14 protein-coding genes are annotated in these 22,064 nt (G+C 64.6%); 9 read left to right on the top strand and 5 right to left on the bottom strand.

All coding sequences use genetic code 11. The annotated features are described in order from the left end of the window. Nucleotides 1-132: 132 nt before the first annotated feature. Genes VGE27_RS15300 through VGE27_RS15290 form a run of 3 tightly spaced genes read left to right on the top strand, consistent with a single transcriptional unit; the run spans nt 133 to nt 6,412 of the window. Nucleotides 133-2,046, top strand: coding sequence for a DUF5689 domain-containing protein (locus VGE27_RS15300; RefSeq protein ID WP_331050539.1), 1,914 nt, complete (start codon nt 133-135; stop codon nt 2,044-2,046). Further along, on the top strand, nt 2,043-3,068 hold the full coding sequence (locus VGE27_RS15295; protein ID WP_331050538.1) for a hypothetical protein: 1,026 nt from the start codon (nt 2,043-2,045) through the stop codon (nt 3,066-3,068). The genes VGE27_RS15300 and VGE27_RS15295 overlap by 4 nt, the downstream gene beginning before the upstream one ends. Next, nucleotides 3,059-6,412 (top strand): TonB-dependent receptor, encoded by a 3,354-nt coding sequence (locus VGE27_RS15290; RefSeq protein ID WP_331050537.1) that lies wholly within the window; start codon nt 3,059-3,061, stop codon nt 6,410-6,412. The genes VGE27_RS15295 and VGE27_RS15290 overlap by 10 nt, the downstream gene beginning before the upstream one ends. An 81-nt stretch (nt 6,413-6,493) precedes the next feature. On the opposite strand, the gene VGE27_RS15285 is transcribed toward VGE27_RS15290, so the two are convergent. After that, nucleotides 6,494-7,363, bottom strand: coding sequence for an endonuclease I family protein (locus tag VGE27_RS15285; RefSeq protein ID WP_331050536.1), 870 nt, complete (start codon nt 7,361-7,363; stop codon nt 6,494-6,496). A gap of 294 nt (nt 7,364-7,657) precedes the next feature. Between VGE27_RS15285 and VGE27_RS15280 the strand changes: the two genes are divergently transcribed. The 4 genes from VGE27_RS15280 to VGE27_RS15265 are packed head-to-tail and all read left to right on the top strand — an operon-like array spanning nt 7,658 to nt 15,001. Continuing rightward, nucleotides 7,658-8,635 (top strand): SH3 domain-containing protein, encoded by a 978-nt coding sequence (locus VGE27_RS15280; RefSeq protein WP_331050535.1) that lies wholly within the window; start codon nt 7,658-7,660, stop codon nt 8,633-8,635. Nucleotides 8,636-8,668: 33 nt separating this feature from the next. After that, nucleotides 8,669-10,570, top strand: a complete 1,902-nt coding sequence (locus VGE27_RS15275; protein ID WP_331050534.1) for a CocE/NonD family hydrolase — start codon at nt 8,669-8,671, stop codon at nt 10,568-10,570. Between the two features lie 55 nt (nt 10,571-10,625). After that, on the top strand, nt 10,626-13,610 hold the full coding sequence (locus tag VGE27_RS15270; protein ID WP_331050533.1) for a SusC/RagA family TonB-linked outer membrane protein: 2,985 nt from the start codon (nt 10,626-10,628) through the stop codon (nt 13,608-13,610). Between the two features lie 2 nt (nt 13,611-13,612). After that, nucleotides 13,613-15,001: a RagB/SusD family nutrient uptake outer membrane protein gene (locus tag VGE27_RS15265; RefSeq protein ID WP_331050532.1), complete on the top strand. Its 1,389-nt coding sequence runs from the start codon at nt 13,613-13,615 to the stop codon at nt 14,999-15,001. Nucleotides 15,002-15,084: 83 nt separating this feature from the next. On the opposite strand, the gene VGE27_RS15260 is transcribed toward VGE27_RS15265, so the two are convergent. The 4 genes from VGE27_RS15260 to VGE27_RS15245 all read right to left on the bottom strand — a co-directional run bounded on the left by VGE27_RS15260 (nt 15,085) and on the right by VGE27_RS15245 (nt 20,004). After that, nucleotides 15,085-16,875 (bottom strand): hypothetical protein, encoded by a 1,791-nt coding sequence (locus tag VGE27_RS15260; protein ID WP_331050531.1) that lies wholly within the window; start codon nt 16,873-16,875, stop codon nt 15,085-15,087. 47 nt (nt 16,876-16,922) lie between these two features. After that, the gene (locus tag VGE27_RS15255; protein ID WP_331050530.1) at nt 16,923-17,594 is read right to left on the bottom strand and encodes a DUF305 domain-containing protein; all 672 of its coding nucleotides are present in this window, start codon (nt 17,592-17,594) and stop codon (nt 16,923-16,925) included. 17 nt (nt 17,595-17,611) lie between these two features. Then, nucleotides 17,612-18,748: an NAD-dependent epimerase/dehydratase family protein gene (locus tag VGE27_RS15250; RefSeq protein WP_331050529.1), complete on the bottom strand. Its 1,137-nt coding sequence runs from the start codon at nt 18,746-18,748 to the stop codon at nt 17,612-17,614. 68 nt (nt 18,749-18,816) lie between these two features. Beyond that, complete coding sequence (locus VGE27_RS15245; protein ID WP_345788029.1) at nt 18,817-20,004, bottom strand: MFS transporter; 1,188 nt, start codon at nt 20,002-20,004, stop codon at nt 18,817-18,819. A 71-nt stretch (nt 20,005-20,075) separates the two neighbouring features. On the opposite strand from VGE27_RS15245, the gene VGE27_RS15240 reads away from it, so the two are divergent. Together VGE27_RS15240 and VGE27_RS15235 are read left to right on the top strand one after the other, a co-directional pair. Then, nucleotides 20,076-21,005: a LysR family transcriptional regulator gene (locus tag VGE27_RS15240; protein WP_331050527.1), complete on the top strand. Its 930-nt coding sequence runs from the start codon at nt 20,076-20,078 to the stop codon at nt 21,003-21,005. A gap of 131 nt (nt 21,006-21,136) precedes the next feature. Beyond that, nucleotides 21,137-22,064: hypothetical protein (locus VGE27_RS15235; protein ID WP_331050526.1), on the top strand; the 928-nt coding region annotated here is incomplete at its 3' end.

Raw genomic sequence — 22,064 nt, 5'->3', positions numbered from 1 at the left:
TCACGGCCCAGATCGGTTCCAGTTCGGTACAGAACGATCGGATGTCGAGGGACGGACGCGGGAGCATATTCCCCCGCGTAGATGAAGCGCACTGGCTGCAGGGCGCTTCAAGGCTTTCCTCCAGATCCGTTTATGACCGCCCCCATGATTCCCGCATTGGACGGGCCACGATCCCGGCACAGGGATCGCACCACCGCGCTGCTTCGCGGCGTGTTCCTCGGCACCGCAGTGCTCGCGCTGACCGCCTGCGACGAAGCCGTCGCCCCAGCGGGCAAGTCTGCCGATGTCGCCATTCGCGTCTACCTCGATCGCGACAACTCGGGCGACTTCACGGCTGCTGACAGCGGCCTCGCCGGCGTCGCCTTGTCGCTGGCACCGGTGGAAACCGGCGATGGTTCACCGGCGTCTGCGACATCAGCGGCCGGCGGACTCGCCACCTTTCCGCAGGTCGTTCCCGGATCCTATACGGTAACGCTCCCCACGACGGCGCCCGCTGGTGCGGTGCTCGCCACCACCACCGTTCCCCGTGTGGTGATCAGCGCGACCGGTCAGGTGCGGGCAGACGATGTGCGGTATGGCTACCTGCCTGCCACGGTGAGCGGACGCGTCTTCCGCGACGACGATGGCAACGGCTCGTTCAACACTGGCGATACACCGGGTGACGGTTTGTACGTGGTGCTGCGCCGCGGCACGACACGCGTGGATTCGTTGCTGGCGGACGCGCAGGGCGCGTTTGCGTTCCGCTTCCTCGCGCCGGGCACGTATACGGTGGAGCTCGAAAATCCTGCCACCATCACCTACGCCGGTGGCGCAACGCGCACGGTGACCCTGGCGGCAGGAGCCACCAATGCTGTGAACGCCATCTTCACGGGTGCCTTGATTGTTCCTATCGCCGACGCGCGTGCGCGTGCGGTGGGTACGACGGTCGCGGTGGTAGGCAACCTGGTGGTGCGTCCGGGGCCGTTCGCTTCTGGCGCCAACTCCGAGATCTGGGTGCAGGACGCTACGGGTGGCATCGCCGCGTTCTCGGTGCCCAACGCCGACAGCGCGCAGTACCGACTCGGTGATCGCCTCGAGATCACGGGCGCCCGCAGCGTATTCAGTGCGCAGTCGCAGATCACCATTTCGCGCGTGCGCAACCTGGGCGCTGGTACGCCCGTGGTGCCTGCGGCGCAGAGCGCGGCACAAGCCAACGCCCTCACGCGTGACGGCCAGCTGGTGCGCGTGCCGAATCTCACGGTGGTCTCCATTCCCACTGGCACGGGCGCAGCATTCACCGTGCTGGCGACCGATGCGGCGGGCGATACCCTGCAACTGCGCATCGCCGGCGTGGCCACAGGTCTTTCGCGCGCCAGCTTCACCGTGGGCAACCGCTACAACGTGACCGGTGTGCTGACGCGCTTCAACGCCATTGCGCAGCTCAAGATCCGCGACACTGGTGACCTGGAACTCGGCGCCGCGATCACGCCGATCGGTACCGTACGCAGTGCCGGTGTGAACGGCACGAACTACACCGTCGCCGGTCGTATCACCGCACCGCCGGGCGCGATCACCAGTGGTACGAACAACGTGAACTCCGAGCTCTGGATCCAGGACGCCACGGGTGGCATCGCCGTGTTCAGCGTTCCCACCGCCGATAGTGCCACGCTCAAGCTGGGCAACACGGTGGAAGTCACCGGCAGCCGCGGCCTGTTCAGCGCGCAGATGCAGCTGGGCACGCCCACCGTAGCTCGCACGGGCAACGGGTCGGTGGTCGCACCAGTGGCCGTCACGGGTACCGAAGCGGCGTCGCTGGCCCGCGATGGACAGCTCGTACGAATCAGCGGTTTCACCGTTGCGACCATCGCCACCGGCACAGCCACCGCGTTCACGGTGACGGGCACCGTGGACGGCGTCTCCATTCAAGTGCGCGTCGGCGGCCCCTTGCTTGGCCTGACCCGCGCCAACTTCACCGTCGGCTCGACCTACTCGATCACCGGCATCCTCACGCAGTTCAACGGCACCGCGCAGATCAAGCCGCGCTTCGCGAGTGACGTGACGCCATGAGCCTCTCCATGAATTTCCGAACGCTGTTCACCGCATGCCGCTCGGCCGGCTTGCTGTCGCTGCTCGTGGGCGCCGCGGGTATGGGCGCCTGCATCGACGATCCGGAGCCGGTCACGGCCATCGAGGCCACCGGCAAGGTGTCGGGCATCCTCTTCTTCGATCGCGACAACAACAACGTGTACACACCCACGGCGGGTGATTCGGCCATGGCCGGCGTCGCGATCCGCGTGCTCGATCGTGGCACGACGCGGGTGCTCGGTTCGGGCACCACGGGTGCGAATGGCCGCTATGAGATCAACGTGCCGGTGGGCACGCATGACCTCGATGTGGTGCGCAGCGCCGACATGATCGCCAGCAACTTCATCTGGTGCGGCGCAGCGCCCAGTGTGTACCGCAACGAAGCCACGTTCGTGCAGACGCCGCTCAAGTTCGGTTGCGTCGTGCGGGTCAACGTGGCCAAGCAAGCGGTGGCCGGTGCGAGTGTGACGATTGCCGGTGTCGTCACGGCCCAGCCGGGTCGCTATCGCGCGGCGAACGACAACCTGTACATGCAGGACCCGACCGGTGGTATCCAGGTCTTTGGTGTACCGGCGGCGCTCAATCTCCAGGAAGGAGACAGCATCGAGGTGACGGGCGTGATGGCGGCGTTCAATACGCAGTTGCAGATCACGTCGCCGCGCATCGCGCCGAACATCAAGCGTGGTGCCGAGATCCCCGATCCGGTGGTGGTGACGACGGCGCAGCTGGCCACGACGACCAATGCACTGGCGCCCAATGTGGGCCGGCTGGTGTCGGTGCGCCGCGCCACGGTGGGCACCTTCGCCAGTGGCAACGCGCCGTTCGATGACGGCAGCGGTGCCGCGCAGGTCCGACTCGACGGCAACGCGGCCACGACAATCGGCACCACGCGATTCGTGACCGGCCGCTGCTACAACATCACTGGTATCGTTGGCTTCTTCAACAATGCGACGCAGCTCCAGCCGCGTGGCCCGTTTGACGTGACGGAGGTTCCGTGCTCGTAAGTCTTTCCCGCAAGACATTGCTCGGCGCATTGGCACTCGCCGCCGTGGCGCCGGCCCTGCCGGCTCCCTCACCACTCGCCGGCACGATCTTCTCGGCCACACTGGGCGCTCAGGAAACCACCGGCTCCATTCGTGGCACGGTGAACGGCGCCGACGGCAAGCCACTCGCTGGTGCGACCATCACCGCGACCAACACCGAAACAGGATTGGTGCGTACGGGTGTGGCCGGTGACGATGGTGCGTATGTCGTGCGCCTTCTGCCTTCGGGCACGTACCGCGTCACGGTACGCCGCCTGGGCAGCCAGCAGCAGGAGAAGACCAACATCCGCGTGACGGTGGGCTCCACCACGCCGGTCAACTTCTCGCTCACCGACGCGGCCACGCAGCTCGGTGCCGTGCAGGTCAGCGCCGCGCGTCAGGTGGACGTGGCCGACGGCGGTGTGAAGCAGGCCGTGTCGCAGGAAGAAATCCAGAATCTGCCGACACTGGGCCGTGACTTCACGGACTTCATCAACCTGTCCGGTCTGGTGAGCCCGACGCCGGAAACGACCACGGGTGGTCAGTTCTCCATCGCCGGTGCACGTCCCTCGCAGACGAACGTGCAACTCGATGGCGTGGATGCGAACAACAACTTCTTCGGTGAGAACCGGGGCGGTAGCCGCATCCCGTTCAACTTCTCGATCGAGTCGGTGAAGGAGTTCCAGATCATCACCAACGGCTTCGACGTGGAGTACGGCAACTACGCCGGTGGCATCATCAACATCATCTCGAAGGGCGGTACCAATCGCCGGAAGGCGACGATGTACGGCAACTATCGCGGTGATGCACTCACGGCGAAGAACTTCGATGGCACGAGCATCAACAACTTCAACGTCCAGCAGTACGCGTTCCAGGCGGAAGGCCCGCTGGTGAAGGACAAGTTGTTCTGGCTGGTGTCGGCGGACGGACAGCGTCGGCGCGAGCCGTACGTGCCGAACGGCCCCTCTGCCCTGCTGACACAGGCGGGCAACCTCGAGGCGCAGGCCAACGCCGCGGCCACACCCACCGAGGCGGCCACGCTGCGCAGCCAGGCGCTGCGGGCGCGACAGACGGCCGACTCCCTCGGGCGCTTCTTCAATATTCTGGACAGCCGGTACGGCATTCAGAATCCGGCCGCCTCGTACAACGAGTTCGCCACGCGCAACGACGTGCTGACGCTGTTCGCCCGTGTGGACTGGAACATCAACAGCCAGCACCGTTTCTCCCTGCGCAACAGCTGGTCGAGCTACGACAACGCCAACGAAACCTTCGCCGGTACGGCGCTGGGTGGGCTGTCGCAGACCGAGGCGTTCAAGAACAGCAGCAATTCGCTGGTCGGTGAACTGAACAGCGCTCTGGGCGATCGCACGTCCAACGTGCTGCGCTTTCAGTACTCGGCCGAGGAACGCCCGCGTGTTGGCGCAGATCTCAAGCCGCAGCTGCGTGTGAACAACGTCATCCCGGGTACCGCTTATGCCTGGGGCGGCAACAACCTGGCGTTCCGCAACAACCTGGTGGAAGACAAGTTCCAGATCGTCAACAACACCACGATCGATCTCGGACGCCACACGCTGAAGTTCGGCACGAACAACATCATCACGCACTACGAGAACGATTTCTGGAACCAGGGATCGGGCTTCTACACGTTCGACAACCTGGCCGCACTCGAGGCGTTCCGTCCACTGCAGTACACGCGCAATGTGCGCTCCGATGGTCAGGTGCCACGCGCGGTGTTCGACACGTACGAGTATTCGGTGTACGCGCAGGATCAGTGGCGCGTGACACCACGCCTGCTGGCCACGCTGGGCCTGCGCTACGATCTCTCGCGTTTCGGTGATGCGCCGGGCCGCGTGATCGACGCCGAACGGGCGTTTGGAATCCAGACGGGCATCGCCCCACTCGACAAGAACAACATCTCGCCGCGTGTGGCACTGGCATGGGACCGCAAGGGCGACGCGAGCGAAGTGTGGCGCGCGGGTGGTGGCCTGTTCTACGGTCGCCTGCCGGCCGTGCTGGGTTCGAACGTGGGTATCACCGACGTGCCGTTGCAGAATCTGGCGTGCACTGGCAGCGCAGCAGACGGTGATGCCAATGCCCCGCCGTCGGTGACGGGCTACCGTGACTGGGCGGCGAACGGCGACAACAATCCGTTCAACTGCGCGGGCGCAGCGGGCATCGGTGGTATTCCGGAATACTCGTTCTGGACCCAGGGCTTCGAGATCCCGGAGACCTATCGCGGCAATGTGGGCTACGAGCGTGAACTTGGTCGCAAGACCCGCATCTCGGCCGACTACCTGTACGCGTTCACTACCAAGCTGTACACGGTGCGCAACACCAACCTGCGCGCCCCGCTGTTCTCGCTGGCCAACGAAGGTGACCGTCAAGTCTATGTGCCGGCCACGGCGTTCCGTCCGAATGCGGCCGCTGGCAATGAGCGCCTGCTCAACACCGACTTCGGCAACCTGTTCCAGAACTACTACGACGGTCGCTCGCGATCGCAGTCGCTGACGTTCAATCTCGACCATCGCTTCGCGCAGGAATCGTCCATCAGGGCCTCGTACACGTGGACCACGGCCGATGACAACGGTTCGTTCTCCTGCTGCACGTCGTTTGCGGGCTGGAGCGAGACGCGCGTTGGCGCCGCAGGCCCGAACGACATCGGCGGCATCGGCGCGACGGACAAGGCGTGGGGCCCGTCGGGCTTCGTGCGCAACCACACGGTCATCCTCTCCGGCTTCACGAAGTTGCCGCTCGGCTTCCGCCTGAGCGGTATCTTCCGCATGCAGAGCGGCACGCCGTGGGGCCCGGAACAGGGTGGCGACCTGAACGGCGACGGACTGACCTTCAACGACCGTCCGTTCATCTTTGCGCCCGAGAACTTCCCGGTGGCCATTCCGACCAACGTGACGGGTTCGGCAGCGCAGGCCGAGTACGTGGCGGCACAGCGCGAGATCTACCGCGGCTATCTGAACGAGAATAAGTGCGTGGGCGACTACGTGGGTCAGATCATCCCGCGTAACACCTGCCGCCAGCCGTGGTTCAACCGTCTCGATCTGTCGCTGCGCAATCGCATCCCGACGCGAGCCGGCCAGCACGCCGAACTGTCGATCGACTTCTTCAACGTGCTGAATGGTCTGAACTCGAACTGGGGCCGCTACCAGTCGGTGTCTGCGGCGCGCCGCAACCTGATGGTGCCGGTATCCTACGACGCCACGGGCCAGTCGATCCGCTATAACCTGACGGACTTCTTCGGCGACAAGACGCCGTTGGGCACGAACCTGCTGTTGCAGTTCAGCATGCAGGTGGGCATCCGCTACACGCTCTGACCTGAGCGTCGCGGCACAAGGAAGGCGGGGCGCCAGAAGGTATGGCGCTCCGCCTTTTGTTTTGTGTCGCCTATCGTGCCGTCAGGTGAGCGGCAACGCTGGCAGTAAGTCGAGCAGTTCCGGCCAGTCGATGAACGGGTTCCGATTTCCCTGCGCGCGTTGCACCGCGTCATTGCGCCCGCGCTCCCAGACGTCCACGGCGTCTTCACGCGCCCATGCGATGAGCAGATCGCGCTCCTGCGCAAAGTTGAGCAGGTTGAATCCGCTCGGCCGATCGGTGCCATAGCGGATGTAGAAATACAGCAGGGCACGGGCGATATCGCCGCGCACGCTGGCCCGCGGTTCGAATACGATCTGTCCGCTGTTGCCGGTCGCATATCCCAGTCGACTCACCTCGCCGCTCCCCGATGCGGGACCGGTCCAGAGCACCGTGCCGCGGACCAACCCGAACGGATAGTTGGACCGTCGTTCGTTGGCGGCCGAGTCGGAGCTGAAGAGATGGTGCAAGTCGCTGAGCGCGGGGTCGACCTCGGCGCCGCGACTGCGTGGCCAGGTGTGTTCGGTGTTGATGCCATTCTGCGCGGCCGTGGCGCGAGTGGTGACACCGACGGCCTGTCGGCCGGTGTAGAGATCGATGATCCAGGGGCGGGTGCCACGATCCACAAATGCGTACAATGAGTCACGCGCGGTGGTGTAGCCGAGGACCCGCTGCCCACGCACGAGTTGCTGCACGGCGGTGAGGAGCGCCGCGTCGCAGCGCTGCCGGGCGGGCGCGTAGTAGGTCGCCTGCGCGGCCGGCGGCTCGGTGCGGCAGGTGTTGGTCGGGGGTGGAGCGGTCGTGGCGCCCCCACCACCGCCGCAGGAAGTGGCCAGCATCGTGGCCAGCACAGTCGTCAGCGCGATCACCATCCGGGCGGGCGATCGTTCACCGCGAGTCGGAGAAGCAGGCATTCGTGTCATCAGGGAATGATGGCAGCCTGCACATGCACGTGCGGTGATCGACGTCCGATCTCTCCGCCGACACGGATGAGGCCCCGGCAATGGCCAGGCGTGGACACAGCCGTGTGAGTGAAAAGGGACGAACGAGCTCCCCGGGGACGGCCGCCCTGAGCGGCGAGCTCGACCACGAACGGGGAGGTTGCGGTCGGTTGCTGGACAGGTGTGCCACTTGTGCAGCAAGATGGCGATATCGCACGGCTCGTCAGCCGGGCGCACTTGGCCATCAGCTTCGACACCGACCTTCCCTTGCAGACTCGTCACGGCTTCACGCTGCTCACCCTTCAGGAATTCGAGCAGTGGATCGTACAGCAGCGCGTGGGGCGCACCGTGCTCACCCTGCAGCAGCACCACACCTGGTCGCCGGGCTACCGCCAGTTCAACGGCTCGAATCATTTCGACCTGCAGCTCGGCATGAAGCGCCATCACGTCACCAACAACGGCTGGGCTGATATCGGCCAGCACTTCACGAGCTTTCCCGACGGCACCATCATGACCGGTCGCTCGCTGGAGCAGGTGCCGGCGTGCATCAAGGGGCAGAACGCCCATGCGATCTGCATCGAACACATCGGCAATTTCGACACGGGTGGCGACACCATGTCGGCGGCGCACCGCGCCACGATCGTGGGCATGACGGCCAGTATCTGCCGGCGATTCGCCATACCGGTGAACAGCGACCGGGTGGTCTATCATCACTGGTTCGATCTCGACACCGGTGCGCGCACGAACGGCGCGGGCACGACCAAGACCTGTCCGGGCACCGCGTTCTTTGGCGGCAACAAGGTGGGGCACGCCGAGCAGGGCTTTCTTCCTCTGGTACGGCAGACGCTTGGCGGTGTGGTATCAGCTCCACTCCCTACGACGGTCCGCTATGGCGTGGTGAAAGCCGACACGCTGAATGTACGCTCGGCGCCTGCGGCCAACGCCGCGCGCCGTAATGTCGTATTGGCGGGCGCGATCCTGCGTATCCACGACGAACGCGACGGATGGTTTCGCCTTTCGGCCGCGAATGATGAATGGGTCAGTGCACGGTACGTCCAGCTGGTGGAGCGGGCGACCGTCAATTCCGATGTGCTCAACGTCCGAAACGGTCCAGGCACGCAGTTCGACAAACTCGCCGCGTTGTCACGCGCGCAGGAAGTGTTTGTCCACGAACGCCGTGATGGCTGGTGCCGCATCGGGCAGGAATCGCGCTGGGTTTCACTGTCCTATCTCACGTTCGCCTGACAACGCAGGTCTTCTCCTCTCCCTGGAGTGAACATGTTCGACCCTCGTGTGCGCATGGCCGGGCTGGCCCTGCTGCTGGCCACGGCGACCACAACCGCCCGCGCACAGAACGCCCGACCGGCACCGGACCAGTCTGGTGTCGCCCGCGTGACGGCGCAGTACGTCAAGCGTGAAGTCAGCATCCCCATGCGCGACGGCACGAAGCTCTTCACGGCGATTTATGTGCCGCGTGACAGCAGCAAGACGGTGCCCATCCTCCTCATGCGCACGCCGTACAGCGTGGCCCCGTACGGCGCCGCAGCGTATCCCGCACAGCTTGGCCCCTTCCCCGATATCGACAAGGAAGGCTGGATCTTCGTGAACCAGGACGTGCGCGGCCGCTACATGAGCGAAGGCTATCACCAGTTCATGACGCCGAATCGCGGGCCGAATCGCAAGAGTGGCGACGTCGATGAATCCACCGATACGTACGACACGATCGAATGGATCCTCAAGAATGTCCGTCACCACAATGGGCGTGTGGGTACGTGGGGCAACTCGGCACCCGGCTTCTTCGTGACCGCCGGCATGATCGACGCACACCCCGCGCACAAGTTCGCCTATCCGTCGGCGCCGATGGTCGACTGGTGGATGGGCGACGACCGCCACATGAATGGCCTCTTCAAGTTGTCGCAGACGTACAACTTCATGCGCAACTTCGACCAGCCACGCAACGGCCTGATCACGCAGTACCCGGCTGGTCCGGCGTCCGGCACCACGGACGGCTATGCGTGGCACCTCGGCATGGGCGCGCTGTCCAAGTACGGCCCGGGCCCGATGCAGGGACGCGTCGCCTTCTGGGACTCCATCGCCGCGCATCCCGACTACGACGCGTTCTGGCAGGCGCGCGCCATCTGGAAGCACGCCAAGAACATCACACCGGCCGTACTGCTGGTTGGTGGCTGGTACGATGTGGAAGATCCGTACGGCATGCTGCGTCTCAATGAGAGCATGCAGGCGGACAGCCGCAGCACCAAGCAGATGTTCGTGGTGGGTCCCTGGTCGCATGGTGGCTGGAACCGCGCCGACTTCCCGACCTTCGGTGCGTTCACCAACGGCAGCCCCACCGGGAAGTTCTTCCGCGATTCCATCGGTATGCCCGCGTTCCGCTGTCTCCTCAAGGACGACTGCGGCAACTTCCAGTTCGGCGGAGCGCTGATGTTCGAGGCTGGCACCAATCAGTGGAAGCGATTCGAGGCGTGGCCGCCCAAGCAGGCCCGCCAGCGCACGCTGTACCTGCGTGAGCAGGGACGTGTCGCGTTCGATGCGCCGACCGCGGCCGCAGCGGCAGGCGCCGATCGCTACGTGAGTGATCCGGCCAAGCCGGTGCCGTACACGATGGGCACCACCTTTGGCTTCAACGCGCAGTACCCCACCGAAGACCAGCGCTTCGCGTCGCGACGTCCCGATGTGCTGGTGTACCGGTCGGAAGTCCTGACGGAAGATCTCACCGTGGCCGGTCCGCTCTCGGCTCTGCTGCATGTCGCGAGCACCGGCACCGACGCCGACTTCGTGGTGAAGTTGATTGACCAGTATCCCAATGACGCCGCCCCCGAATTCGAGGGTGGTCCGCGCCTCGACGCCTATGAGCGTCTGGTACGTCCGGGTGTGGCCCGGGCTCGCTGGCGCAAAGGCTACACCCGCAGCATTCCGCTCGTGGCCAATGTCGCGGACACCATCCGCGTGCCGCTCGATGACGTGATGCACACGTTCAAGAAGGGCCATCGCATCGTCGTGCACGTGCAGAGCTCCTGGTATCCCGCCGTCGACCGCAATCCACAGCGTTTCCTTCCCAACATCTACAAGGCCAAGGATTCCGATTTCCAATCCGCCACGATGACCATCTACCGCACGGCGGCGCGCGCGTCGCACCTGTCGCTCACCGTCATGCCGTAACCGCACGTCCCCTGCTCCGCCCCCACGTTTCCCTCCACAAGCAGGAGCCTTTGTCATGACAGGCGTATTCACCAGGCGGGCCTTACTGGCCACAGCCGCAGCGCTCAGTGCGCTCGTGCTGTCCGCCAGCACACTACTCGCGCAAACGCGCACGATCTCGGGCCAGGTGCTCGAAGAGGGATCGCGCGCGCCGATCACGGCCGCACAGTTGCAGGTCCAAGGCACCAACCTCGGCGCCCTCACACGCGAAGATGGTCGGTTCACCATCGTTGGCGTGTCCACAGGCGAGGTGGTGCTCGTGGTGCGTCGGCTCGGCTACCCGATGACCCGCATCACGGTGAGCCCGACCAACAACACGCTGGAGATCGTGCTCAAGAAGGACGTGCTCAACCTCGACCAGGTCGTGGTGACGGGTCAGGCCACGGGCATCTCACGCCGCAATCTCGCCAACGACGTGGCCAGTGTGAGCGGCGCCGATATGAACAAGGTGTCGGCGCAGTCCATCGAAAACGCCATGCAAGGCAAGATCGCCGGTGCGCAAATCGCGCAATCCACCGGCGCTCCGGGTGGCGGCAATCGGATCCGCATCCGCGGCATCTCCTCGATTCTCGGATCGGCGCAGCCGCTGTACGTGATCGACGGTGTCATCGTGACCGACGTGTCCATTGGATCCGGCACCAACAAGGTGACCCGCGCGTCGGGCACCGGCATCTCGGTGGGCAACCAGGAGGCGCCGGTGAATCGTATCGCCGACCTCAATCCCAACGACATCGAGAATGTCGACGTGCTGAAGGGATCGGCGGCGGCGGCCATCTACGGCTCAAAGGCGTCGGGGGGCGTCATCATCATCACCACCAAGCGCGGCAAAGCAGGCAAGCCGCGTTTCTCGCTGCGCATGGGTGGGGGTACGTCAGAGCTTGCCTACCGCAACGGCTCACGGCACTTCCAGTCGCTCTCGGACGCGGTCGCGGTCTTCGGCGCCGGTATCACGCCGTTCTACGACCCCAATCGTCAGCTCGACTACGAGTCGTTGGCCTACGGCAACAAGCCCCTCAACTCCGATCTTTCGCTCAGTGTGAGTGGTGGCAGCGACGATACGCGCTACTTCGTGTCGGCCAGCCGGCGCAACGAAGAGGGCATCGTGGCCAACACGTTCGCTCGCAAGACGAACGTGCGTGTCAACCTCGATCAGCGCATCTCCTCGCGCATCAACCTGCAGGTGGGCAATGAGGTGCTCAACAATGCCAGCGATCGTGGCCTGTTCGGCAACGACAACGCCGGCAACTCCATCGCCTACGCGCTGACCAAGATTCCGAGCTTCCTGGATCTCCGCCAGAACGCCGACGGTTCGTGGCCGGTGAACCTGTTCTATCCGTCGAACCCGCTGCAGACGATCGACCAGTTCCAGAATGGCGAGAACGTGTGGCGCAACATCACCACGTCGCGACTCACGGCCGACCTGCTGACCGGCAACAATCACACGCTGCAGTTCATCGCGTTTGGCGGCGTGGACCTGCTCAACCAGACGAACCTGATCTACTCGCCACCGACGCTGCAGTTCGAGCCGGTGGATGGACTGCCCGGCACCAGCGCGAACTCCAAGACCACCAACGTCCAGCGCAACCTGAACCTGAACGTGGTGCACGGCTGGAACATGGGCTCCTCGCTCAAGGTCACGTCGCAGGTGGGTACGCAGTTCGAAGAGCGTGACTTCAACCAGACGCGCGCCTCTGCGCAAAACCTGCTGGGCGGCCTCGAAGTGGTCACCTCCGGCACGGTCCGCGACGTCGATGAATCGCGCCTGCGCGTGGAAGACTTTGGCGTGTTCGTTCAGTCAGAAGCGCTGTGGCGCGACAAGCTGCTGCTCACGGTCGGCGCCCGCGCCGATCGCTCCAGCAACAACGGCGATCCGGCCAAGTTCTTCCTCTTCCCCAAGGCGGCCAGCTCGTACCGGTTCCCCAATCTCATGCCCGGCGTGGTGGACGAAGCCAAGCTGCGCGTGGCGTACGGTGAAACGGGCAACCAGCCGCTCTACGGACAGAAGTTCACCAATCTCGACTTGTCGAGTGTGGGTGGCATCGGTGCGTTCCGCGTGGGCACGGTGCGTGCAGCGTCCGACCTGCGACCCGAGCGTCAGCGCGAATTCGAGCTTGGCGCCGATCTCAACCTGTTACGCAACCGCGCGACCTTCGCCGTCACCGGCTTCCGTCGCAACATTTCTGACCTGCTGATCACGCGCACGCTCGCGCCGACGTCCGGCTTCAGCAGCGAAACGTCGAACGGCGCCGAGATGCAGGTGACGGGCGCGGAAGTGTCGATCAACGCGTTCCCGGTGCAGACGCCGACCTGGGGCTGGACCTCGCGCCTGAACTGGGGCACGAACCGTTCGAAGGTGACCAAGCTGCCGGTGCCCACGTTCCTGCTTGGCACACCGCAGGTGGGTGCCATCCGCATCGAAGAGGGCAAGTCGGCCACGCAACTCATCGGTAATGACACGTTGCCGCAGGCTGGCGGACGCGTGGTGGTACCGACGGTCATGGGCGACGGTAACCCGCTGTGGACCGCCGGCTGGGGCAATGAAGTGCGCTTCAAAGCACTCTCTCTCTACGCGCTGGTGGACCAGCAGAAGGGCGGCATGCTCGCCAACGGTACGTGGCGCCACTACGACCTCGGCCAGAACTCGCGAGACTACGACGATCTCGACGCGTCGGGCCGCAAAGTGGGCGAAGTGCGTCGCACCAGCTACCTGCAGGTGACGCGCATCTACTACCAACCCACGTCGTACGTGAAGCTGCGCGAAGTCACGCTGACCTGGGATCTGCCGCAGAGTTGGACAACCTCGGTGTGGTCAGGCGCCAGTGGTGCCAAGCTGTCGTTCAGCGGCCGCAATCTGTACTGGTGGACCAAGTTCCGCGGTGGCGATCCAGAGGCGCAGAACTTCGGACAGGGTGGCGTTCCCGATGCCATTCAGCGTAACCGCGAGCTCGCGGCGTATCCGGCAAGCCGCAGCTTCTGGCTCAACTTCAGCGTGGACTTCTGACCATGACCGCCATCCGCAATCGCCGGACGCGCGCGCTGTTGCTCGCCGCCGTCTGTGCCTCCGTCGTGGCGTGCAACGCGGCGGACATCGCGAATTTCAACAGTCCCAACACCTCGCAACTCGAAGGCTCGCCTGATGCCGGTACGGTGAACACCGCCGTCGCGGGTGTGCTGGCTGGATCGCGTGCCGGCGCCGGCACCTGGGCCAGCACACTGGGCGTATTCGGCCGCGAGATCATGAACCTCGACGGCGCCGAGCCGCGCAACGTGCTGGCACTGCTCATCGGACCGCTGGAGCCTGGTGGCTTCGGCGTGGACGTGGGGTGGACCAACTCGTACCGCAACCTGCGCACGGCGTACACGATTCTCGACGTGGTGGATCGCGTGCCGGACTACAACGCCGCGCAGCGCAGCGCGGTGAAGGGCTTCGTGAAGACCTTCATTGCCCAGGAGTACGTCAACCAGCTGCGCGTCCGTGACACGTTCGGCCTCGTGTTCGATGTGCCGAAGGACGCCGCGCAGCAGGGCGCATTCATCACCCGTGATGAGGCCTACACGAAGACGGCGGCACTCTTCGACGAAGCCCGCACGGACCTTGCCGCAGGTGGCACCGCATTCCCGTTCACGTTGACGACAGGCTTCGCGGGATTCAACACGCCGGCCACCTTCGTACGCGTCAATCGCGCGTTCAAGGCACGCATGGAGACCTATCGCGGTCGCTGGGCGGATGCGTTGAGCGCGGTGAACGAGTCGTTCATCAGCACGGCGTCCGGCACAGCCGCTTCGCTGAACACGGGTGTCTACCACGTGTACAGCACGGCGTCAGGTGACGCCGTGAATCCGCTATTCGACCCGACGCCCCGCGCGTTGGTGGCGGTCCCGGAGTTCCTCACGGAGGCGCGTACGCGTGCGGATGGTTCACGAGACCTGCGAGCCACCTCCAAGGCGGTGGTAGGCACGGTCAATCTTGCCACGCAAGGCATCAGTTCGAACGTGCGGCCCACGGTGTACCCCACCAACGTCACGCCGCTGCCGATCATCCGCAATGAGGAGCTCATTCTCATTCGCGCCGAAGCCAACATCGGCCTTGGCAATCGTGCCGCAGCGATCACGGACCTCAACTTCGTGCGCACGAACTCGGGTGGGCTACCGGCACTGGCCAACGACTTTGCCGGCGACCTGATCACCGAGCTGCTGTACGACCGCCGCTACTCACTGTTCTTCGAGTACGGCCATCGCTGGGTGGACTCGCGTCGGTACAACCGGCTTGGTGAACTGCGCAAGCAGTTGGCCACGCATCGGGTGTTCCCGTTGGTTCCGATTCCCATCGATGAATGCAACCAGCGCACCTCGGCCCTGCCCCGTGGCTGCGTGAACGTCGCCGGCAACTGACCGGACTGCCGTAGGCATGAACAAAGGGCGGCGTGGTCATCACGACCACGCCGCCCTTTGTGTTTGTGCAGGTCTCGCAGCGACTACTTCGCCAGATCCTTCACCACTGCGCTCAGCGCCTTCACGCGGGCAGACTCCGGGCTGCCGCCAGCATCCTGATCGAGCTGTGCGGCCAGCTTGTTGAGCGCCGTAGCACGCGCGGCACCCTTGGCCTTCTCAGCGGCATCGAGCTGCGCCACGACGCCACTCAGCCACGGCTTCTGCACCGCCGTGTTACGCGCCATCTGGTCGGTGTAGGAACGCGCCACGACAAAAGCAGCCGGCCAGACCAACTGCGGCTGTTCCTGCGGATTGAAGTGACCGAACTTCACCAGCTTCGCCGCTTCGAGTTCGTTCTTGGAAATGTGCTCGCTCGGCAGAAGCTCCCACACATCGAGACCACGCGCGATTTCCGAGCCGTAGATGTGGCCGTTGTACCAGTAGGCCGACCAGTGACCGGCGCTCACCAGTTCGCTGCCATTCATCGGGCCCCGATCGAAGAACGCAATCTCGAACGCGTGATTGGGATCGGTCCAGTCGAACACGTTCACACCGCCCTGATACCATGACTGCACCATGACTTCGCGGCCGGGAATCGGGATCAGCGAGCCGTTGTGCGACACGCAATTCTCCTGGCTGCTCTGCGCGGCGGGCAGCTTGAAGTAGCTCTTGAAGTCGAGCTTGTCGCCGTTGCGCACGAAGATCGCATCAGCGCCCCACTCCTTCTTGTCCGTCGCGCGGCAGCGCGGCGCCGTGCCGCCGCCCCATTCGTCGGAGAACAGCACCTTGCTGCCGTCGTTGCTGAACGTGGCCGAGTGCCAGGCCGACATGTTGGTGTCCGCTGCGGCGTAGAGACGCTTGGGGTTCTTGACGTCGCTGATGTCGAGCAGAATGCCGTAGCCACTGCACGCGCCACCGGCGAGACCCACGGCCGGATAGGTGGTGATGTCGTGGCACTGCGTCGGTCCGCGCCCTGCCACCGACGGGCGCGCGGGTGAACCCGCCGGACGCTCCCGGCGATCGCCGGGGGCATCACCATGACGCACCGCTTCACCCAGGCCTTCGAAGATGCGCGGCGAGCTGACGATCGCGGCCGCCGCGGGATTCTTGAGCGGCACCTTGATCACTTCGATGCGGAACAGCGCGCTGTTCGGATCGACGTCCGGCGCGAGCGCCGAGCATCCGGCCAGCTCTTCGCTCGAACGGACACCCGCGGAACCAGACACGTAGATGTAGACATTCTCCGAATCCTTCGGATCCGTCACCAGCGTGTTGGTGTGCGAACCGCGGCAGGTCTGCACCATCGCTACCGACTTCGGCTTCGCGACATTACTGATGTCGAAGATGCGGATGCCACGCGCGCGATCCTTGCTGACCTCCGCTTCGACGCCCTCGAGGCCACAGTCGACACGACCGGCCACCGCTTCCGCCGACACGAACAGCAGGTTGCCATACACCGTGACGTCGGACTGCGAGCCGGGGCAGACAAACGCCGTGCGCAACTTCGGCTTGCTCGGGTTGGCGATGTCCCACACCTGCCAGCCGCTGTAGTTGCCCTGGAAGACCAGGTTGCCGTTGAACGCCAGGTCGGAGTTCTTGAGCCGCGCATCACCGGGCGTGCTCATGTTGAGGAACGACTCGGACGGCTTGGTCGTGGACACGAGCTTCATGTTCCATTCGGCCGTACCAGCATCGAACCACCCCGCCTTGAGACCAACACGGGGATCGGGCGACGGCTGCGCGTGCGCGTCGGACGACAGGGCCACCTGTGCCGCAGTGGCACTGACCGTCAGCAGCGGGATGCTGCGCAGCAGGGATCGAAACGGAGTTCGCATCGGGGGCGGTGACGTGGAGGGTGACGTGGAAGGGGACCGAAAGTGCATCAGGGCTTGGGGCGCGTACGGAGCATCAGCTCCATGCGGTCGATCTCGGTGCTCTGATCGGCGACCACATCGGACACGAACTTGAAGACGTCATCATCATTGGCCGATCCCTTGGCCGACATGAGTTCGTCGACCATGCTGATCGCACCGCGATGGTGCTGGATCATGAATGTCAGGAAGTACCAATCGAAGGCACCGCCCTTTGCGACCTTGAGCGTGTCCATCTGCGCGGGTGTGAGCATGCCCGGCATCATGGTCGCGGCCGCACCGGTCTGCGCAGCCGACATATCCATGCCGGCATGATGGGCGTGCGCCATCTGCTCCATGTTGCCTGACGGCACCTCCTTCTTGCGGGTGCGTAGCCAGGACTGCATGAACGCGATCTCGTCGGTTTGCGCCACCGAGATACGACCAGCCAGCACCTTCACCTCCGAGCTGGCCCCATTCGCTTCGGCGAACGACGACATGGTCACGGCCTGCGCGTGGTGCCCGATCATGCCCTGCATGAACGACACATCGGCAGCGGTATACGGCGGAATGCCGCCATCGAGCGCCGCCATCTGCGCAGGGGTGAGCGGCCGCTTGGCCGCGGTCGTACCCGATGCGCAGGCACCAAGCACGAGCAGCGAACCAAGCACGAGGAGACGGGGCGTGTATGTGCGGATGTTCATGAGCTGGCCTGAAGAGATCACTTGGGCTTGCGCGCCTTCCACATCGCCAGCAGCTCCGCCTCGCGCGCCGGCGAGAATCCGGTCTTCGGAGCGGCCTGTCGATCGGCAGGCAAGGTCTTCCACCAGGCGAGCGTGTCGCGGGCGGTATCTTCCATCGGACGCACGGTCAGGCCGGCCTTGAGCTCTGGCGTGAGGTCGAAGCGCGCAAAACCCGCGGTGCGCCCCTTCATCACCTGAAAGACCGGCAGCTCGCGGCCATACGGCGCATGGCCCTGCTCGCGCAGGAAGTCGGCATCCACCCACGTGTAGGTGGGGTTGCCGCCCACGCCCTTCTGCACACGCGACAGGAATTCCTTGAACGGCATGCCGCCCTGCGGTCCGACGCCGTTGTACACACCAAACGTGCGGTTCTCGCACAACGTGACGCAGAACTTCATGAGATCCCGCACGTCGATGATCTGCACATGGTCAGTACCATCACCCGGCGCGATCATCTCGCCGCCGCGCGCGACGCGCACCGGCCAGTACGTGAAGCGATCGGTATCGTCCTCGGGTCCCACAATGAGCCCCGGGCGCACCACGGTCACCCGTCCCGGCATGGCCGCATGAGCCGCCTTCTCGGCGTAGGCCTTGGCGTGCCCGTAGGTGAGGGGCTTGCCCGCTTCAATGGGCGAATTCTCGAGTGTCAGCACGGGCGCGTTGCTGTTCATCGGCACCGAGCTCAGGTCGTAGTAGACCGAGCGCGTGGAGATGAACAGGTACTGGTCGACGGAGTCGCGCAGCACCTCGGTGGACAGCTTCACCCACTCCGGTGCGCTGGAGAGCGAGGCCGACTCATCGATGACCGCGTCCCACTTCCGGCCCTTGAGCGCGCTGAGGTCGCTGGCGCGGTCGCCGGCCAACTCCTCCACGTCCTTGCCGAACATACCCTTCCCGCTGCGGCCGCGGTTGAAAATGGTCACCTGATGACCACGCTTCAGCGCCTCGCGCACGTTGTGCGGGCCGACGAAGCCCGTACCGCCGAGGATGAGGATCTTCTTGGGTGCCGGTGTCCAGAGGGGAGCCGCGCGCAGCAGCCCGGGGGCGAGCGTGGCGGCAGAGGCGGCGCCTAGGGCGGCAAGCCCTGTGCCGAGGAACTCGCGGCGGTTGTACATGGTGACCGGGGCGTGGGGTTCAGGGGCGGTGCACTGATCCCAAGTGTACGACGGCGCCCCGGGAAACGTTAGAAGCGGGATCTCCCCAGGCGGACCAGCAACGCCATCACGGATGTTGTGGTCGCCAAAGCCGTAACCGCCTGCCACCCCCACTGCGAAAACAGGACGCTGCCAAGCGCGGCACCGAGTGCCATTCCGACAAACATGCCGGTGATGAGCACCGCATTGAGCCGACTCCGTGCCTCGGGTTCGAGGCTGTACACCAGAGTCTGGTGCGACACGAGTGTGCTCTGCACACCGAGATCGAACAGGACGGCACTCACACCCAGCAGCACCAGCTGCGCTCCGATACTCAGCACGGGCATGGCCGCCATCAGCGCAAAGCCGATCACCGCCATCGCCGCTCCCACGCGTGTCATGTGCTCCGGGCCACGACGATCAGCGACGCGTCCAGCGATCGGTGCGGCCAGCGCACCCACGGCACCAGCCAATCCGAACGCCCCTGCGGCTGCACTTCCCAAATGGAACGGAGCAGCATGCAGCATCACCGCGAGCGTGGACCAGAACGCGCTGAATCCCACCGACAGCAACCCCTGAGCCAGGGCGGCCTGCCGAAGTGGGGCATGCCGCCGGGCCAGCGCTCCGAGCGAGCGCAACAACGAGAGGTAGTCGAGCTGCGTGGTGACCGCGAACGCCGGCAGGCTGCGATACATCGCCATGCCCAGCAGCGCGATGCTTGCCGCAGCCGCCATGAACATGACACGCCATCCAAATTGTTCGGCCACGACACCGCTGATCACCCGCGACAGGAGAATCCCCAGCAACAATCCTGTCATGACCATGCCAACGATGCGCCCTCGATGCGATTCCGGCGCCAGCGTAGCCGTGGCAGGCAGGATGTCCTGCGCGAGTGTGGCGGACAGGCCGATGACCAGGCTCGCCGCGAGCAGCGGCGCGATGCTGTACGAGTTGCCGGCGACCATCAGCGCGGTGGCCAGCACGACACTCTTGATGAGGATCAGTTGTCGGCGATCGATGCGATCACCAAGCGGCGCCAACAGCAGAATGCCTGCCGCATATCCAAGCTGGGTCATCATCGGGACGAGACCGATCGATCGCGCCGACGTGCCGAGATCAAAAGCCACGGCGCCCAGCATCGGCTGGCAGTAATAGAGCGCCGCCACAGACAAGCCCGCGCCAGCGGCGAGCAGCAGAACCATCGGACCGGAGAGTCCGGTTGTACGGGATGTATTCACAGCCGGAGTATGTCATACGCCGAGGAGGCGCTGTAGTGGACCATTCTGCACATCTGTCATACGTTATGCGCATGACAGAGCCTGTTGCCACCGAGCCGGGAGCAGCTGATCGGATTCCCCTGCTGCGCACGTTTCTTCGCATCGTCGAGGCCGGCAACCTGTCGGCCGCGGCGACGCTACTGGGTACCACGCAACCCACCGTCAGTCGTCGGCTCCAGGCGCTCGAACGCGCATTGGGTGTCCCACTGGTTCATCGCACCACGCACTCCATGCGGCTCACCGAAGACGGCGAACGATGCTATGAGCGCGCCAAGGCACTGCTCGCCAATCTCGATGCGTTCGAAGCGGAGATGCGGGGAGACCGGGATCAGCCCGAGGGCACATTGCGAGTCGTGGTACCGCATGCGTTTGGCCAGCATCAACTGATCACGCCACTGGTCGAGTATTTGCGCCGCTATCCTCGCGTGTCCGTGGAGTGGTTGCTGCATGACACCTTGCCCAACTTCATCGCCGATGGCATCGACTGTGCCATTCTGGTGGGCTCGAATGCGGATCGCAGTGTGCGGGCCATTCGTGTGGGCGAGGTCCCCCGGATTGTCATTGGCGCACCATCGTTGTTCGACAATCGAGCGGCCCCGACCCACCCGTCAGCACTCGAGGAACTGCCCTGGATCGCCCTGCGCACGTTCTACCGACAAAGCATCACGCTGGTGCACAATGACCGCGGCGAACGCCTAGAGCTCGGCATTGCTCCCCGCATGAGTACAGACAGCCTCTACGCTATGCGAAGTGCCGTGCAGCAGGGGCTTGGTATCGGCATGGCATCATCATGGCTTGTCGCCGATGACCTCGCCGCGGGCCGCTTGGTGCATGTCGCTCCAGACTGGCACGGAGATCCACTGCCTGTGCACCTCGTGTATCCCAGGGCCCGCTTCTATCCCGCCCGCCTCCGCCGCTTCATCGAGGTGATGCGCGTCGCGCTCCCGGCCGCGATCCAATAGCGACCCAGTCGCGATCCCATTGCGAACCGGTGTCCAGAAAGAGAATGGGACAGTCGGAAGCAGCGGAGAAACCGACATCCGTAGTGGGCGTACGGAAATGAAGGTGCCCCCCTCCCTCCGAATATCGAACGATGCCGACTGCTTTCCCTATTGCTGTCGCCGCCGCCTTGCTGCCGATTGCCGTCGCGAATGTGGGCTTCCGTGCGGACGCAACGCCCTATGCACAGGCGCCAACTTGCCGACAGTCTCTCGATTCGCTCGACGCGAAGGTGCGGAGAAACTATGCCGGTCATCTACTCGAGGTGACCGGCCCCCGCGCACAAGCCCATCACGCGATGCTCGAATCACTGCGAGGACGCGCGGACACCGTCCGCCTCGAGGATTGCTACCCGCTGCTGAACACCTACACGCAGTGGTACGCGGATCCGCATCTGTTCGTTCTGCAAAGCCAGGTTGTGGATACCGCCACGGCGCGTATCGCGGCGGCCGGGCTGCGCCGCATTGAGGTGACGGAGGCGGGCATTCGGACCGCCATGGCTCGGGGTGCGGCTCGCGATCCGATCGAAGGCGTGTGGTACGATGGTGCTCTTCGACTGGGCGTTGTTCCCGATCCTAGCCGCCCAGGCGGGCACTTTGCGGCTGTCGTATTGGCGACCGACACCAGCAGCTGGCCAGTGGGGACAGTCCGAGCGGACATCCAACGCACCGCAGCCGATCGGTATGCGATACGGCTCCGCACCAAGGGGTTCGCCGAAATGCAACTGAACGCCACGCTGCATCGTGGTGATTTGCTTCGCCTGTCTCCCGGTATCTGGGGCCGTGCCTATCCGAGTGACAGCGCCCGGATCGGCATGCTGGACACGGTCGACGCCCACAAACCCACCGTGGTCGTGCGAGAGCGATCGGTGGTGTTCTCCATTCCTTCCCACGATCCACAGTACACACGACGGATCGACAGTCTGGTCGGCGCGCATGCCGATGCCATTCGTGTTCGGCCGCTGCTCATCATCGATCTTCGCGGAAACGAAGGAGGCGGTTCAGGTACGACACGCGCGTTCA

Origin of the sequence: Gemmatimonas sp., from assembly GCF_036405635.1 — a bacterium.
In the GTDB taxonomy this organism is placed as follows: Bacteria; Gemmatimonadota; Gemmatimonadetes; order Gemmatimonadales; family Gemmatimonadaceae; genus Gemmatimonas.
The sequence above is the reverse complement of the archived record's forward strand: the minus strand, read 5'-3'. Positions and strand labels throughout refer to the sequence as shown.